13 protein-coding genes are annotated in these 15,185 nt (G+C 45.9%); 7 read left to right on the top strand and 6 right to left on the bottom strand.

The features are described 5' to 3' along the window. Nucleotides 1-22 precede the first annotated feature (22 nt). Complete coding sequence (gene gspC / locus ABMY42_RS15530; protein ID WP_009701537.1) at nt 23-946, bottom strand: type II secretion system protein GspC; 924 nt, start codon at nt 944-946, stop codon at nt 23-25. A gap of 256 nt (nt 947-1,202) precedes the next feature. Here gspC and hslR point away from each other — a divergent pair, with 256 nt between their 5' ends. From hslR to ABMY42_RS15510, 4 genes are all read left to right on the top strand, one after another. Continuing rightward, nucleotides 1,203-1,589 carry a ribosome-associated heat shock protein Hsp15 gene (gene hslR, locus ABMY42_RS15525; RefSeq protein ID WP_005448506.1) on the top strand — a complete coding sequence of 129 codons (387 nt, stop codon included), beginning with the start codon at nt 1,203-1,205 and terminating at the stop codon, nt 1,587-1,589. A 31-nt stretch (nt 1,590-1,620) separates the two neighbouring features. Continuing rightward, entirely contained in the window at nt 1,621-2,496 is an 876-nt protein-coding gene (gene hslO, locus ABMY42_RS15520; protein WP_017817173.1) for an Hsp33 family molecular chaperone HslO, read from the top strand. A gap of 337 nt (nt 2,497-2,833) precedes the next feature. After that, nucleotides 2,834-4,462: a phosphoenolpyruvate carboxykinase (ATP) gene (gene pckA, locus ABMY42_RS15515; protein ID WP_005448514.1), complete on the top strand. Its 1,629-nt coding sequence runs from the start codon at nt 2,834-2,836 to the stop codon at nt 4,460-4,462. A gap of 164 nt (nt 4,463-4,626) precedes the next feature. Next, entirely contained in the window at nt 4,627-6,846 is a 2,220-nt protein-coding gene (locus tag ABMY42_RS15510) for an AsmA family protein (protein WP_349266525.1), read from the top strand. On the opposite strand, the gene ABMY42_RS15505 is transcribed toward ABMY42_RS15510, so the two are convergent. The 3 genes from ABMY42_RS15505 to ABMY42_RS15495 form a co-directional block, all read right to left on the bottom strand. Beyond that, nucleotides 6,832-7,749, bottom strand: coding sequence for a bifunctional GNAT family N-acetyltransferase/hotdog fold thioesterase (locus ABMY42_RS15505; RefSeq protein ID WP_005448516.1), 918 nt, complete (start codon nt 7,747-7,749; stop codon nt 6,832-6,834). The genes ABMY42_RS15510 and ABMY42_RS15505 overlap by 15 nt on opposite strands. A 108-nt stretch (nt 7,750-7,857) precedes the next feature. After that, nucleotides 7,858-8,292, bottom strand: a complete 435-nt coding sequence (gene dtd / locus ABMY42_RS15500) for a D-aminoacyl-tRNA deacylase (RefSeq protein ID WP_005434513.1) — start codon at nt 8,290-8,292, stop codon at nt 7,858-7,860. After that, entirely contained in the window at nt 8,264-9,208 is a 945-nt protein-coding gene (locus ABMY42_RS15495) for a virulence factor BrkB family protein (protein WP_005448517.1), read from the bottom strand. Before ABMY42_RS15495 ends, dtd begins: the two co-directional genes overlap by 29 nt. 35 nt (nt 9,209-9,243) lie before the next feature. Between ABMY42_RS15495 and ABMY42_RS15490 the strand changes: the two genes are divergently transcribed. Next, nucleotides 9,244-9,885 carry a DUF2959 domain-containing protein gene (locus ABMY42_RS15490; protein ID WP_026138173.1) on the top strand — a complete coding sequence of 214 codons (642 nt, stop codon included), beginning with the start codon at nt 9,244-9,246 and terminating at the stop codon, nt 9,883-9,885. A 97-nt stretch (nt 9,886-9,982) separates the two neighbouring features. Here ABMY42_RS15490 and ABMY42_RS15485 read toward each other — a convergent pair whose 3' ends face one another. Beyond that, nucleotides 9,983-10,531: an AAA family ATPase gene (locus ABMY42_RS15485; protein WP_349266524.1), complete on the bottom strand. Its 549-nt coding sequence runs from the start codon at nt 10,529-10,531 to the stop codon at nt 9,983-9,985. A 75-nt stretch (nt 10,532-10,606) separates the two neighbouring features. After that, nucleotides 10,607-12,436, bottom strand: coding sequence for a translational GTPase TypA (gene typA, locus ABMY42_RS15480; RefSeq protein WP_005448526.1), 1,830 nt, complete (start codon nt 12,434-12,436; stop codon nt 10,607-10,609). A gap of 530 nt (nt 12,437-12,966) precedes the next feature. Between typA and glnA the strand changes: the two genes are divergently transcribed. After that, on the top strand, nt 12,967-14,376 hold the full coding sequence (gene glnA / locus ABMY42_RS15475; RefSeq protein ID WP_005448527.1) for a glutamate--ammonia ligase: 1,410 nt from the start codon (nt 12,967-12,969) through the stop codon (nt 14,374-14,376). A 196-nt stretch (nt 14,377-14,572) separates the two neighbouring features. Beyond that, nucleotides 14,573-15,154 carry a DUF4124 domain-containing protein gene (locus tag ABMY42_RS15470; protein WP_009698989.1) on the top strand — a complete coding sequence of 194 codons (582 nt, stop codon included), beginning with the start codon at nt 14,573-14,575 and terminating at the stop codon, nt 15,152-15,154. The last annotated feature ends 31 nt before the right edge of the window (nt 15,155-15,185 follow it).

Here is a 15,185-nt window from a genome sequence, read left to right as displayed (position 1 = left end):
ACTTACGCTGGTTGCCTAAGTATTACAATTGGATATAGATGTCGTACTGTTGGCCATCACGCTCAACAGTCAAATTCAATTCTTGCGGATCGTTCATCACTTGCATCAGTTCTACTGAAGATGATGGATCACTTAAATCGATCCCGTTTAATTGCACCGCAATATCACCAGCTTTTAGACCGACATCATTAAACAGTGCCGCATCACGTCCTGGTGAAACGCGATAGCCGACAATCCCTCCGTCTTTCTTAACCGGAGAAATGTTGATGTACTTGAATACGCTTTGCGGATCTTTAGCAATTTCCGCGCGGATTTGATCAACCTTTTCACTCACTGCGGATGAGTTATTTGCTTTTTGAGCTTTGGGTTGATTAACCGGTCGACTTTCAGACAGTTTGCTGTACTCAATGCCTTGTAGCATCAAGGTTTCGTCTCGACCTTGGTTGTCAATGATCACGCGATCGACCAATACCGCTTTTAATTCTGCTCGTGTGCCGTCAATTTCTTCGCCAATACCATATGTCGCTTGCTTACCTCGATTGGCAATAACCGCCAAACTCGTTTTTGCGTTGCTGCTCGCAACTGCACCAACAAGTGTTAGGTTTAAGCGGGTTTTAGGCGCATCTTGCACTACAGGTTGTTCTATTACGACCGGCTTTTGCTCAGTGTACTTCCCGAACAAATTGGCATTTTGGAGGGCGTTAAAATCAATCGCGTCTTTTTTACTCGTTGACGCAACAGCACTTGCTGACGGCTTCCATTGAGCCACATCAGAAGTTTGAGGCATTGCTAGCCACACCACTTTGCCAAGTATCCAACCCGTCATTGCTATAAATAGACAAGTAAGAAGCACACTAAGTTTCGCTTGAATGGTGTGATTGTTGGACTTAATCTGAGCCAGTAGCGGGCTGCTTGCTAATCCTGCACTTAGCTCTAAACGCTTCACTGAATTGATTCCTTTATTCTTACGTCCGTCGACCTTAAGTATAAGTCAAAGAATGTCGACCCTATCTTGCTAAAATTGCAATAAAATTACTACTCAACAAAGAGCAGTGAACTATATCACAAGTTCCTTTTCATACCTTTTTCTTATGCCGTTTTTGCCAACTCCCTTGAAAAAAAACAGCCTTGGCACCATCTGTAGGTGAATAATCCACCAGTCACTGCGCCATTAATGCAGTGATTAGATTGCACAGAGTTCTATGAGTTCCGTAAATGAAGCCGTAAGGCTAGATAAATGGCTGTGGGCTGCCAGATTCTATAAAACCCGCTCTATCGCTCGTAATATGGTCGATGGCGGTAAAGTCCACTATAATGGGCAACGAAGCAAACCAAGCAAAATCGTTGAATTGGGTGCTGAGATTCGCCTTCGTCAAGGTAACGAAGAGAAGACGGTGATCATCGAGAAAATCTCTGATCAACGCCGAGGCGCACCTATCGCTCAAACGCTATATCGCGAGACTGAATCAAGCATCAGCCAACGTGAAGAGCATGCGATGCAGCGCAAACTCAACGCCCACAACCCAAGTCCGGAACGCCGCCCAGATAAGAAGCAGCGCCGCGACATCATCAAGTTCAAACACCAATAAAAGCCGGAATTACCGACGAGGAAAGCACTCCATGGCAAATAATGTTTTAAACCGCTACCTATTCGAAGATCTTTCAGTACGTGGCGAGTTGGTTCAATTGGATGAAGCATACCAACGTATTATCTCCAGCAAGGAATATCCGGCAGCACTGCAAAAACTGTTGGGTGAGCTACTCGTTTCAACCACTCTTTTAACTGCAACTTTGAAGTTCGAAGGCTCAATCACTATCCAACTACAAGGTGATGGTCCTGTATCACTAGCTGTCATTAACGGCGACCACGATCAGAAGATCCGCGGCGTTGCACGTTGGGAAGGCGACATTGCTGAAGACGCAAGCCTGCACGACATGATGGGTAAAGGCTACCTGGTGATCACCATCGAACCTAAAAAAGGCGAACGCTACCAAGGCGTGGTTGGTCTGGAAGGTGAAACGCTAGCTGACGTTATCGAAGGTTACTTCGCAAACTCAGAACAGCTAAAAACACGTCTTTGGATCCGCACTGGTGAACATGAAGGCAAAAAACACGCAGCAGGTATGATGATTCAGGTAATGCCAGATGGTACGGGTACACCTGAAGACTTTGAGCACCTAGAGCAACTGACTGCGACAGTGAAAAACGAAGAGCTGTTCACACTACCAGCAAATGAACTGCTTTACCGTCTATACAACCAAGATTCTGTTCGCCTATACGAACCGCAACCGGTGGAATTCCACTGTGGTTGTTCTCGTGAGCGTAGCGGTGCAGCGATCATCACTGTTGATAAAACTGAAATTTATGACATTTTAGCCGAAGAAGGATCAATTTCTTTACATTGTGATTACTGCGGCACGTCATACACGTTCGACGAATCTGAAATTACCGAACTGTATACGCAGGCAACTTCAGACAATAAAACCGTGCATTAATTTTCATAGCTTAACAAGCATGTAATTTACCCTTCAAAAGGCCAGCGCAACGCTGGCCTTTTTGTGATCAAACCCTCGTATAACTTGGCTTTCCACGTAATAAAGCAACCGCTTAATTTTAAATAATTAATAATTCTTTTGCCCTAGCGCAAAGGTTTGCGCCCACGATAAACTATTCGCACCAATATGTGACGGGTTACCTAAAACCACATTGAAATCATGGATAATTTTTGAACTATATCCCTGTTTTCTCCCCGCCCCGTTGCTAGCATGGTGAGCAGATAAAAATTAAAACATTCTTACAAAATCCCTACAAAAATCCTTATAAGGAGCACCTATGACCGTTATGGAACATACAAAGGCTGCAACACTTGATCTAACCAAACACGGACTGCATAACGTTAAAGAGGTTGTTCGCAACCCAAGCTACGAAATGCTGTTTGAGGAAGAGACCCGTGCTGACCTAACAGGTTATGAACGTGGTGTGGTTACAGAACTCGGCGCGGTTGCCGTAGACACTGGTATCTTTACTGGTCGCTCACCAAAAGATAAGTACATTGTTAAAGATGCAACGACAGAAGAGCACATGTGGTGGACTTCTGACGCAGTGAAAAACGACAACAAACCAATCAACAAAGAAGTATGGGACGACCTAAAAGAGCTAGTGACCAACCAGCTTTCAGGTAAGCGTCTATTTGTGATTGACGGTTATTGTGGTGCAAACCCAGACACTCGTTTGAGCATTCGAGTGATCACAGAAGTTGCATGGCAAGCGCACTTCGTGAAAAACATGTTCATCCGTCCAACAGAAGAAGAGTTGGCAACGTTTGAACCTGATTTTGTGGTAATGAACGGTGCGAAGTGCACCAACGAGAAGTGGGAAGAGCATGGTCTGAACTCTGAAAACTTCACTGTGTTCAACCTAACAGAGCGCACTCAGTTGATCGGTGGTACTTGGTACGGCGGCGAAATGAAGAAAGGCATGTTCGCAATGATGAACTACTTCCTTCCGCTGAAAGACATCGCATCAATGCACTGTAGTGCAAACATGGGTGAAGAAGGCGATGTAGCAATCTTCTTCGGTCTGTCTGGCACAGGCAAAACTACCCTATCTACTGATCCTAAACGTGCACTAATTGGTGATGACGAGCATGGTTGGGATGACGACGGCGTATTCAACTTCGAAGGCGGCTGTTACGCGAAGACCATCAAGCTATCTAAAGAAGCTGAGCCTGATATCTACAATGCTATCCGCCGTGATGCGCTATTAGAGAACGTAACGGTTCGTAGCGATGGTTCTATCGACTTTGATGATGGTTCTAAGACTGAAAACACTCGTGTGTCTTACCCACTGCATCACATCGACAACATCGTTAAGCCAGTATCGAAAGGTGGTCACGCAAACAAAGTGATCTTCCTATCGGCTGATGCGTTCGGCGTACTTCCTCCGGTTTCTAAACTGACGCCTGAGCAAACGAAGTACCACTTCTTGTCTGGCTTTACCGCTAAGCTAGCAGGTACTGAGCGTGGCATCACGGAGCCGACGCCAACGTTCTCAGCATGTTTTGGTGCAGCATTCCTAACTCTACACCCAACTAAGTACGCAGAAGTGCTAGTGAAACGCATGGAAGCAGCAGGTGCAGAAGCTTACCTAGTTAACACAGGCTGGAACGGCAGCGGCAAGCGTATCTCTATCCAAGATACACGCGGCATCATCGATGCAATCCTTGATGGATCAATTGAAGATGCGAAGACTAAGCATATTCCTATCTTCAACCTAGAAGTGCCTACTTCACTTCCTGGCGTGGACCCAAGCATCCTTGACCCACGTGATACCTACGTTGACCCACTACAATGGGAAAGCAAAGCAAAAGACTTGGCAGAGCGCTTCATCAACAACTTTGATAAGTACACTGACAACGCAGAAGGTAAATCACTAGTGGCTGCAGGTCCTCAACTCGACTAGACCACTCGCTAACTCTTCGTGACTTAGCTACAAAAATAATCGACAAGCCCCTCTTTTGAGGGGCTTTTTATTGAATCTGCCTCAAGATTGATACAAGCTTAAACCTATCTTAGTAAGTCGAGACTCTCACACTTACTTCATATTACTTACAGGTTTTGGCAGGGATGAAAACAGCAGTTCGAGTTCTACTTCTTATACTCATAGTGACGATTGCAATTCCGGTTGTCTTTGTGGGGATGCTGACCACCTCTTATTCTCGCCAAACATGGAATCTATTTTCTGATCTAGTCGACCTACCGCTGCATGCAGATAACGTGCAATACGAATTTCCTTATCACCTCACCCTCAATGGAGTGGCGACAAAACAAAAAAACTTGCCGTTCATTGAGCAAGTCGATCTATGGCTGAACCCCGATGTTCGTCGTGACGGAAATTGGATTGTCGACAGTCTGTTGATTGATGGTCTGAGCCTGCAACACGGCATGCCAACATTGCCGACGCTCAGCAATGTTTATTTCCATCAAATCGCGTTAAAGAACATCGATTACGCAGATGATGCATTCAGCATTAATGGCTTGAATGTACAGATCCAAAACCCAATTTGGTCGAGCGATGCTCAGCAAATACCTTATGGTGAGGTTCAACTTTCGGCTGATCAATTGTATTGGAATGGCGAAGCTTTCGATAAGTTGCTTATAGACTTGGATTACAAAGCCCAAGACAGCACGCTTTACGGCGCTTCATTTAACTGGCGTGGCAGTGAAGTCTCAGGACAAGGCGAACAGTACCCACAAGGCTGGTCACTGGTGAATGTGACCCTTGATAAGCTGAAAATCGATAACCTACAGTTGCAATCTTTACTCGCTAAACCATGGCAAGCGTTGCCAATTAATATCAACCATATCAACAGCCTCGATCTCCTGAATGCAGATATTGAGTACGGAGATTGGCATTGGCACAACCTTGAGTTATCAGTAGAAAACGCCTCTCTGCCACTGTCATTTTGGAAAACAACAGCACAGGTTTCTTTGCAAGCTGACAGCGTCAGTTTCCAAGACCAAACCGCAGTTGAGCCTCGTTTGAACGCCCAACTCAAGCCGGAGTCAATCCAACTACAAGAGCTAAGCTTTGATTGGCAGCAAGGTAGTGTGCAGGTATCTGGTGAGTTCGAGCCACAGCATTGGAAAATCAACAGCGCAACCATCAATGGATTGAAATGGGCTATCCAACCTGACGATAAGACCGACTGGTGGCAAATCGCCACAGAAAGGCTCCAGCAAGTCGATGTGAAGCAGTTAGAGATTGAACGCAGCCAAGTTATCCAGTTATCTAAACAACCTTACTGGCAGCTTTCTGGCTTGAATTTGGAAGGTGACCAGCTCGAAGTAAAACACCGCAATGGTCATTGGGGAATTTGGAACGGTAAGCTTGATGCTAGCGTGGTAAACGCAAGTTACGATCAAGTAATCACATCACACGCAGCCATTTCTACACAGAGTGACAATGGCTTGTGGCAACTGACACGTTTGTTTGCACCGTTAGAGCAAGGCTATATCGAAGGCTTAGGGCAAATCGATCTCAGCACCACCAGCCAACCTTGGGCGTTGAGCCTCAACGCCGATGGGATTCCCTTGCAATTGCTTCACCCCTATTTGCCAACGGTGCTCGCGGTCAATGGCTTCTCAGATCTAAGTCTCGACTTAAAAGGCTTAGCCGGCGATCAAAACATGCTTGCTTACAGCTTATCGGGCGAAGTGGAAGCCAACTTACGTGATACCACCTTAAAGTCACAAGCGGATGATTCACTCACAGCGATCACTTTGAGCCCTTTGCGTTTGGCAGCTCAACGTGGTGCTGTTGAGCTTCAACCAGTGACCATTTCAGGCGAAGCCATCTCGGGCAATCTGTCTGGTGAGTTTGATATGGCGAACAACCCGTTAAGTGGCGTGATTTACCAACTCCAAGAAGCGTGTGGTTCAATCCAAGGTGATGTGCTAAGTGGCGAAGTCAAAACAAATGAATGCACAAATACATCAAAACAGACTGAATCAGTAAAACCAGCAGAATCAGAACAGAGCTCGTCAAAAACAACAAGCCGCACCAGTATTGATCCCATCAACTTAGAACAATATGAGGAAGAGTTAAGTGAGATTGTAGAGGAAGAACAAGAATCAGCCGTAGCGCCGCATTCAGAAGAGCAACTTATCTCAGAACAAAAAGACTTAACTAAAGATTCAAGCCTTGAAGCGCAGACCTCAGAAGAAAAGGTCTCCGAAGAACGTGCCAATCTAGCAACAGATAAAACCAAGACAGAACTAGGCGCATCAGAAAACCAAGATGCGCCACAAGAAACACCAGCGCCTAATAATCTAACAGCTGAGTAGCTTAGAGTAATTTGGCAGCAGCATGTATGTGCCTACAAAATCCACGGCAGGCACATCTCCACTGTAAATCACTACGTGGATAACGATACGCGCTTTACGACCTGAAGCAAGTCTATCCAAGTCACCACTGATACCATCTAACGACGTGCTCGCGACTGGGTTCTCTTCAACAGGATGACGATAACGAATTGAACTGTCTGCTAATACGATGTCACCGTGCAAACCACGCTCTTTCATCAACAGCCACGTCATGCCCCACCCAGTCAGTGTCGCCAGAGTAAAAGCAGAACCGGCAAACATGGTATTATGTGGATTCAAGTTTGGGTTAAGCTGCGCGCTACACTCAAACTGGTAACCTGTGTATTGGTTGATTTTGATCCCCATTTTATCCGCGATCGGGATCTGCGCTTCCCAACGTTGTTGCAACTCGGTACACCAATCAGGGCGACGTAGCACATCCGCCATTGGGTCAAGCTGTTTAACCATTTGTTGGTGACGCACGGGACCACGTTCATCGGTCAGCTCACCGCGACGCTCAAAACCATTCTTCTCATAGAAGGCAATCGCGTCTTCACGGGCATTACACACCAGACGCTTCGCCCCTTCTTGCCGAGCTAACGACTCAAGCGCCACCAGCACTAATGAGCCCATGCCTTTGCTGCGACGGTTGTTCTTCACCGCCATATAGCGGATCTGACCATCGTTATCTGGGGTAATGTACAACCGACCAATCGCCATCGGACGACCACGGCTGTCGGTAATCATGCGGTGATGACTCATGCCATCGTACTCATCACGCTCAGAGCCTACAGGCATACGCCAAGGTTCGCGTAGCAACTGCCAACGAAATTGATAGTACTTGTTGAGCTGATTTTCTGTTTTTGGAGTTATGAGTTTGAACATATCAATCCTTTGAAAGTACAAATCAAATGAAAGCCTTAGGAGAAAATACCCAAGCAAATTCAATTTACTTGGGCTTAAAGCTTAGACCATGATGTTGTGGTTGCCAGATTAGACCTGTAGCCAAAAAGTCACTGGACCGTCATTAATTAATGACACTTTCATATCTGCCGCGAAGCGACCGCGTTGTGTTGGCAGTTCTTGCTCACACAAGTCCGAGAAGTAGTCATACAGACGTTCTGCATCCGCAGGGTGCGCGCCACGAGAAAAGCCTGCGCGAGTGCCTTTTTTGGTATCCGCTGGTAACGTAAATTGAGACACCACCAAAACCTTACCGTTCACTTGTTTGACGTTAAGGTTCATTTTGCCTTCATCGTCTTCAAACACACGATACGTGGTTACGCGCTCCATCAAACGTTTTGCTTTTGCTTCATCATCGTCCTTCTCTACACCAAGTAGGACAAGTAGACCTTGGTCGATTTCACCGACAACTTCACCGTCTACACGAACGGCGGCTTCACTGACTCGTTGAATTAGCGCTATCACGACTCTCGCTTCCTTCATCTGTTAATTGCAATTCAGCGGTCGAGTGTATCATTTCTAGGTCGTCACTCCAGTGCTCTCTTTCCCCCAGAGCAGCAGTCACTTCTGCGCCAATCAATACGATCAGCCAGCACAGATACACCCACACAAACAGGATCGGAATCGCAGCGAGCGCACCGTAAATCAGCTGATATGACGGGAATTGAGTAATGTAGAAAGCAAAGCCTTTCTTACTCAGTTCAAACAGCACAGCGGCAATGGCAGCACCAACCGCACCATGGGATAGATAAACCTTTTTGTTTGGCACTAAGAAGTACAACCCCATGAACGCAAAGAAGGACAACAGTAAAGGTAACCAACGTAAAAACAGGTTATAAGCGCCCGATAAGGTTTCGTTTTCAATCAGCTTTAGCGATGTCACGTAGGAGGTCGCTGCAATACTCGCGCCGACTAGAATCGGACCAAGGGTCAACACCATCCAATACATGGAGAAAGAAAACACAGGACGACGTTTATCTTTCACTCGCCAAATGTAGTTTAAGTTCTTGTCGATATTCGAAATCAGCATCAAAGCGGCAACAAACAAGAACGCACCACCTACGGCGGTCATCTTGCCTGTGTTTGAGACAAACTCTTGCAACGCAACTCTGACTGCATCACCAGAAGCAGGGACAAAGTTATCAATGATGTAACCTTGCAAGGTTTCGCCCACATTCTCAAATACCGGAAACTTCGACAATATCGACAGCAATACCGTCAACATCGGCACAATAGACAACAAAGTGATGTAAGCTAAATAGCCTGCATTAACGTTGACGCGATCGTGCGTCATACGCTTGAGCAAATATTTGAAAAACGCGACGCTCCCCGGCACGAGCTTGCTCAATCTCACCTTGTAACTCTCTGATAACTGGTTCATAGTTCATCCCATAAATTAGCGTCGAGGACATAAGAATGCCTTATTTATTAGCAATTGTACTATCAATTTTCACTTTGACAGGATGTCAGTCCGCATATTATTCAGCAATGGAACAAGTGGGTTACCACAAACGTGACATTATGGTTGATCGTGTGGAAGACGCCAAAGAATCGCAGCAAGACGCACAAGAAGAGTTCACCAGCGCGCTAGAAGCTCTTTCTGCGTTGACTAACTTTGACGGCGGTGAGCTAGAAAGCGTCTACAACAACATTAACGACAAATACGAAGACAGTGAAAAAGCGGCGCAAGATGTACGCGACCGGATTGCTGCAATTGAAGATGTGTCAGATGCTCTGTTTGATGAATGGCAAGGCGAGCTAGACCTATACACCAGTGCGAAACTGCGTCGCTCTAGCGAACAGAAGTTGCGTGAAACCAAAGCGTCTTACAAAACCATGCTTAACGCTATGAAGCGTGCAGAAGACAAAATGACGCCAGTATTGAATACGCTGCGTGACAACACGCTTTATCTAAAGCATAACTTGAACGCAAGCGCGATTGGTTCATTGAAAGGTGAATTCTCTAGCCTAGAGAAAGACATTCAATACGCAATCAAACAAATGAATGCCGCGATTACTGAGTCAGATAAGTTCTTACAGCAGCTGAACCAAAAGTAATTCGATAAAGCCTCCTCCTCGTGAGGAGGTTTTGCTATCTAGCGACCAAGCTATCCCTCGCTCCGTCAGTTACCGGCATACCTACCAAGCTCTATCTTTACTCCCCACCTTCTACCTCAGCAACTAAGCCCATTACTTGTCGAACAAACGCCACCCGTTCAGCTACTCTTCCCCATGGCACTTCAACCACTTCATACCCCAGTTCAGTATAGGTATCGACTAAGGTTTGATGGATTTGTAGCGCCTCTTCAAAACTGTGTGGACGCACATCATCTTGAACATAAATAGAGGCTTCAGGTCGACATGTAAGCACCTTACTCTGGTACCCTGCACTCTCAATCAAGAAGGCTTGTTCAACGGGACAGCCGCCCACTTTTAGGTATGCCACGATGTCTGGGATAGCACGGTCAACAAAAGCGACCGGATGATTCAGCGCTTCTCGCTTTTGCTTGCCCATTAACTCAAGGCATAAGTTGGCAAACTCAGGTAAATTCGTCCAAGGCAAAATACCATTGTCCAATTGGCTTTGCTGCTCAATCAAGGTACGTGAACCTTCAGCAAAGGCGGCGTACCCCAACTCGCCTAACGCATTCAACAAGGTGGTTTTACCTGCACCCGGACCACCAGTGATAACAATTGGCGCCATCGTCTTATTCCTTCAGATACAAAAAGCCCCGAGCATAACTCGGGGCTTATTCTTAATCGAATCCGTTACAGCAAATTATTTTGCTGAACGTGAAGCTCGTTTACGATCGCTTTCCGTTAGGAATTTCTTACGGATACGGATGCTTTCAGGTGTTACTTCTACTAGTTCGTCATCATCGATGAACTCTAGTGCTTGCTCAAGAGTCATCTTGATTGGTGGAGTAAGAACCTGTGCGTCATCTGTACCAGATGCACGAACGTTGGTTAGCTGCTTACCTTTCAGTGCGTTTACTGTTAGGTCGTTGTCGCGGCTGTGAATACCGATAACCATGCCTTCGTAAACTTCAACACCGTGACCGATAAATAGACGACCACGTTCTTGAAGGTTGAATAGTGCGTTAGTTAGCGCTTTACCCATTGCGTTAGCAATTAGTACACCGTTTACACGTTGACCGATGTTACCGCCTTTGTGTGGCGCGTAGCGATCAAACGTATGGTATAGAAGACCAGAACCAGAAGTCAGCGTCATGAACTCAGTTTGGAAGCCGATCAGACCACGAGATGGCATTTCGAAGTCCATACGTACACGACCTTTACCATCTGGAGACATGTCTTTCAGCTCACCTTTACGTAGGCCGATGTTCTCCATGATGCCGCCTTGGTGCTCTTCCATAACGTCGATAGTTACCGTTTCGAACGGTTCCAATAGCTGACCATCTTCTTCTTTGATGATTACTTCTGGACGAGATACAGCAAGCTCGAAGCCTTCACGACGCATGTTTTCGATCAGGATAGATAGGTGAAGCTCACCACGACCTGATACGCGGAATTTGTCTGGATCGTCTGTTTGCTCTACACGCAATGCAACGTTGTGTACCAATTCCTTCTCTAGACGCTCAAGGATGTTACGTGAAGTAACGAACTTACCTTCTTTACCCGCGAATGGAGACGTGTTTACTTGGAACGTCATTGTTACTGTTGGTTCATCAACAGACAGCGGCGGTAGTGCTTCTACTGCGTTTTGCGCACAGATAGTGTCAGAGATTTTTAGCTCGCCAAGACCTGTGATTGCAATGATATCACCAGCGTTAGCTTGCTCAACTTCGTGACGCTCTAGGCCAAGGTAGCCCATTACTGTACCCACTTTACCGTTGCGAGTTTTACCGTCAGCACCGATAACTGTTACTTGTTGGTTTGCTTTCACGCTACCACGAGTTACACGAGCAACACCGATAACACCAACGTAAGAGCTGTAGTCTAGCTGAGAAACTTGCATCTGTAGTGGACCATCTAGGTCAACTTCTGGAGCCGCTACTTCTTCAACGATAGTTTCGAATAGAGGTTCCATGTTTTCGCCAGTTTCGCCTTCTTCTAGAGAAGCCCAACCGTTAAGTGCTGACGCGTAAACAACTTTAAAGTCTAGCTGTTCGTCAGTTGCACCTAGGTTGTCGAATAGGTCGAAGACTTGGTCCATAACCCAATCAGGACGTGCACCAGGACGGTCAATCTTGTTGATTACAACGATTGGTTTAAGACCGTGAGCAAATGCTTTTTGAGTTACGAAGCGAGTTTGCGGCATTGGACCGTCAACAGCGTCAACGATAAGTAGAACTGAGTCTACCATCGACATGATACGTTCTACTTCGCCACCGAAGTCCGCGTGTCCCGGAGTATCTACGATGTTGATGCGGTAGTCATTCCAGTTAATTGCTGTGTTCTTAGCAAGAATGGTAATGCCACGCTCTTTTTCAATGTCGTTCGAGTCCATGACTCGCTCTTCAGCTTCACCGCGAGACTCAAGCGTGCCTGATTGTTGTAGCAGCTTGTCAACCAACGTTGTTTTACCGTGGTCAACGTGCGCGATAATCGCGATATTTCTTAATTTATCAATCTGTGGAGTAGCCATGGATATTGATTCACTTAGATAGATGAAATGCCCTCATGCTGAGAACGGGTGCTCTCTGACGACATTTACTGATTAAAAAAACGGCCATAATGTACCAGATTCTAGCAAAAAGCATAGAGATATGTGATCTACTCCCGAGCATTTCTGTCAAATTTACGCTTAACACCCGCTTTAGAGCGCCATGCGAATTGATTCAACGCAACTTTATTCCAATCGCGCATATTACAAATTGACTCTTGCTCAAAAACTGGGCTGAATAAGCAACGTAGTTGTCACATTGTGGTGCAATAATAAAATAATGCACCATAACGGTGCACCTACAGATCATTTTGGTGCAATCGTTTGCACCAAACTAGCGTATAAAAACGCAATCCATTGAAATTAATGGAATAATTTTTTTGGCACGGTTTTGGCTTTAGAGAAACCAGCATCGATTAATAAAATGTCAAACAGATTAATCAATGCTGGATTTAATTAATGTTTCATAAATCGAGCTTTTACCGCTTTATTAACACTGGAGGTTATCCAAGATGTCAGTAGAAAACGTTTTATCACTGATCCAAGAAAACGAAGTTAAGTTTGTTGACCTACGCTTCACTGATACAAAAGGTAAAGAGCAGCACATCTCTATCCCTGCTCACCAAATCGACGCAGACTTCTTCGAAGAAGGTAAAATGTTCGATGGTTCATCAGTTGCTGGCTGGAAAGGCATTAACGAATCAGACATGGTTATGATGCCAGACGCATCTTCTGCAGTGCTTGACCCATTCACTGAAGATGCAACGCTAAACATCCGTTGTGACATCCTTGAGCCTGCAACAATGCAAGGCTACGACCGCGACCCACGCTCTATCGCTAAGCGCGCAGAAGACTTCATGCGCTCTACTGGTATTGCAGACACCGTTCTTATCGGTCCTGAGCCAGAGTTCTTCCTATTCGACGACGTTAAGTTCGCAACTGACATGTCTGGTTCTTTCTTCAAGATTGATGACGTAGAAGCAGCATGGAACACAGGTTCTGATTACGAAGAAGGTAACAAAGGTCACCGTCCAGGCGTTAAAGGTGGTTACTTCCCAGTAGCTCCAGTAGATTCATCTCAAGACATCCGTTCTGCAATGTGTCTAGTAATGGAAGAAATGGGTCTAGTTGTAGAAGCGCACCACCACGAAGTAGCAACTGCGGGTCAAAACGAAATCGCAACTCGCTTCAACACGCTAACAACGAAAGCTGACGAAATTCAAATCTACAAGTACGTAGTACACAACGTTGCTCACGCATTTGGTAAGACGGCGACATTCATGCCTAAACCACTAGTTGGCGACAACGGTAGCGGCATGCACGTTCACCAATCTCTAGCAAAAGATGGCGTAAACCTATTTGCTGGTGACAAGTACGGCGGTCTATCTGAAACTGCACTTTACTACATCGGCGGTATCATCAAGCACGCTCGCGCAATCAACGCATTTGCGAACCCATCAACTAACTCGTACAAGCGTCTTGTACCAGGCTTCGAAGCACCAGTAATGCTAGCTTACTCAGCGCGTAACCGTTCTGCTTCTATCCGTATCCCAGTGGTACCAAGCCCTAAAGCGCGTCGTATCGAAGTTCGTTTCGGTGACCCAGCGGCTAACCCATACCTATGTTTCGCAGCAATGCTAATGGCTGGTCTTGACGGTATTAAGAACAAGATCCACCCAGGTGAAGCGATGGATAAAGACCTTTACGACCTACCAGCTGAAGAAGCAGCAGAAATCCCAACTGTTGCATACTCACTAAAAGATGCACTAGAAGAACTAGATGCAGACCGTGAGTTCCTAACTGCAGGTGGTGTATTCTCTGACGACTTCATCGATTCTTACATCGGTCTTAAGTCTCAAGACGTAGAGAAAGTAAACATGACAACTCACCCACTTGAGTTCGAACTTTACTACTCTGTATAAGGTTTCAGCTGTGTAAAATGTAAACGCAGTTACAAAATATTAGGCTCGCCTCGCAGGCGGGCCTTTTTTGTATTCGCTCACTCTATTTGGGCGTTTAACATGGAGGGATAACTAAAATACGCTCAGACTCTTTTGCTTGATAAGTCAAAGAGCTAAGCACCTAAACGTGAAATCATCTATCAAAAGAAGGTGAGCAATGAAAGTTCAGCTTTTACCATCACTATGCGCCCTCAGTAGTGTACTGATTGCAACGACAGCCTTAGCTCAAGTCGCGTACACTTGGGTGGATAAAGACGGTGTGGTGCACTTCAGTGACACACCAAACCAAGGCGCAAAGACCATCTCTCTGCCAAATCTTGAATCCAGCGCTCCAGCCCCTAAAGTGGAGAGCACCGAGTCTCTCGCTCCACAAGCAAATGCAGCTCAGGAGCCGACCACAGAGAAAAAAACTAAAACGGATAAACCGTTACCCCTTTCCCTCACTATGCTCACCCCACAACACGATGAAACCATTCGCAGTAACTCTGGTGTCATCAATATTCAGCTCGAAGCAAACCGCAAATTAGGCATCGGCGAACAACTGCAACTCATCCTTGATGGTAAGCCTTATGGAGCTCCTCAAAGCCGCTTAACTTGGCAGTTAAACAATATCGACCGTGGCACGCACACCCTTGCGGTAAAAGCCAAAAGAAGCGGCAAGCTTATTGCATCTACTAGCCCTATAACGGTGCATTTACATAGAGCGAGTATCAAGCCGACCATTAAAGGGGCAAAGTAGAATATTAAGTGAAAAAAACCGCACTCTGATG

It is taken from the genome of Vibrio sp. SSH13-20, assembly GCF_040104475.1.
In the GTDB taxonomy this organism is placed as follows: Bacteria; Pseudomonadota; Gammaproteobacteria; order Enterobacterales; family Vibrionaceae; genus Vibrio; species Vibrio harveyi.
Note: the sequence above shows the minus strand (reverse complement) of the source record. Positions and strands in the feature narration are given on the sequence as shown.

Excerpts from the sequence above, each read along its gene's own strand:
- hslR (WP_005448506.1), top strand. The coding sequence starts at position 1,203 with ATGAGTTCCGTAAATGAAGCCGTAAGGCTAGATAAATGGCTGTGGGCT.
- hslO (WP_017817173.1), top strand. The coding sequence starts at position 1,621 with ATGGCAAATAATGTTTTAAACCGCTACCTATTCGAAGATCTTTCAGTA.
- pckA (WP_005448514.1), top strand. The coding sequence starts at position 2,834 with ATGACCGTTATGGAACATACAAAGGCTGCAACACTTGATCTAACCAAA.
- ABMY42_RS15510 (WP_349266525.1), top strand. The coding sequence starts at position 4,627 with ATGAAAACAGCAGTTCGAGTTCTACTTCTTATACTCATAGTGACGATT.
- ABMY42_RS15505 (WP_005448516.1), bottom strand. The coding sequence starts at position 7,749 with ATGTTCAAACTCATAACTCCAAAAACAGAAAATCAGCTCAACAAGTAC.
- ABMY42_RS15495 (WP_005448517.1), bottom strand. The coding sequence starts at position 9,208 with ATGAACCAGTTATCAGAGAGTTACAAGGTGAGATTGAGCAAGCTCGTG.
- ABMY42_RS15490 (WP_026138173.1), top strand. The coding sequence starts at position 9,244 with ATGCCTTATTTATTAGCAATTGTACTATCAATTTTCACTTTGACAGGA.
- ABMY42_RS15485 (WP_349266524.1), bottom strand. The coding sequence starts at position 10,531 with ATGGCGCCAATTGTTATCACTGGTGGTCCGGGTGCAGGTAAAACCACC.
- typA (WP_005448526.1), bottom strand. The coding sequence starts at position 12,436 with ATGGCTACTCCACAGATTGATAAATTAAGAAATATCGCGATTATCGCG.
- glnA (WP_005448527.1), top strand. The coding sequence starts at position 12,967 with ATGTCAGTAGAAAACGTTTTATCACTGATCCAAGAAAACGAAGTTAAG.
- ABMY42_RS15470 (WP_009698989.1), top strand. The coding sequence starts at position 14,573 with ATGAAAGTTCAGCTTTTACCATCACTATGCGCCCTCAGTAGTGTACTG.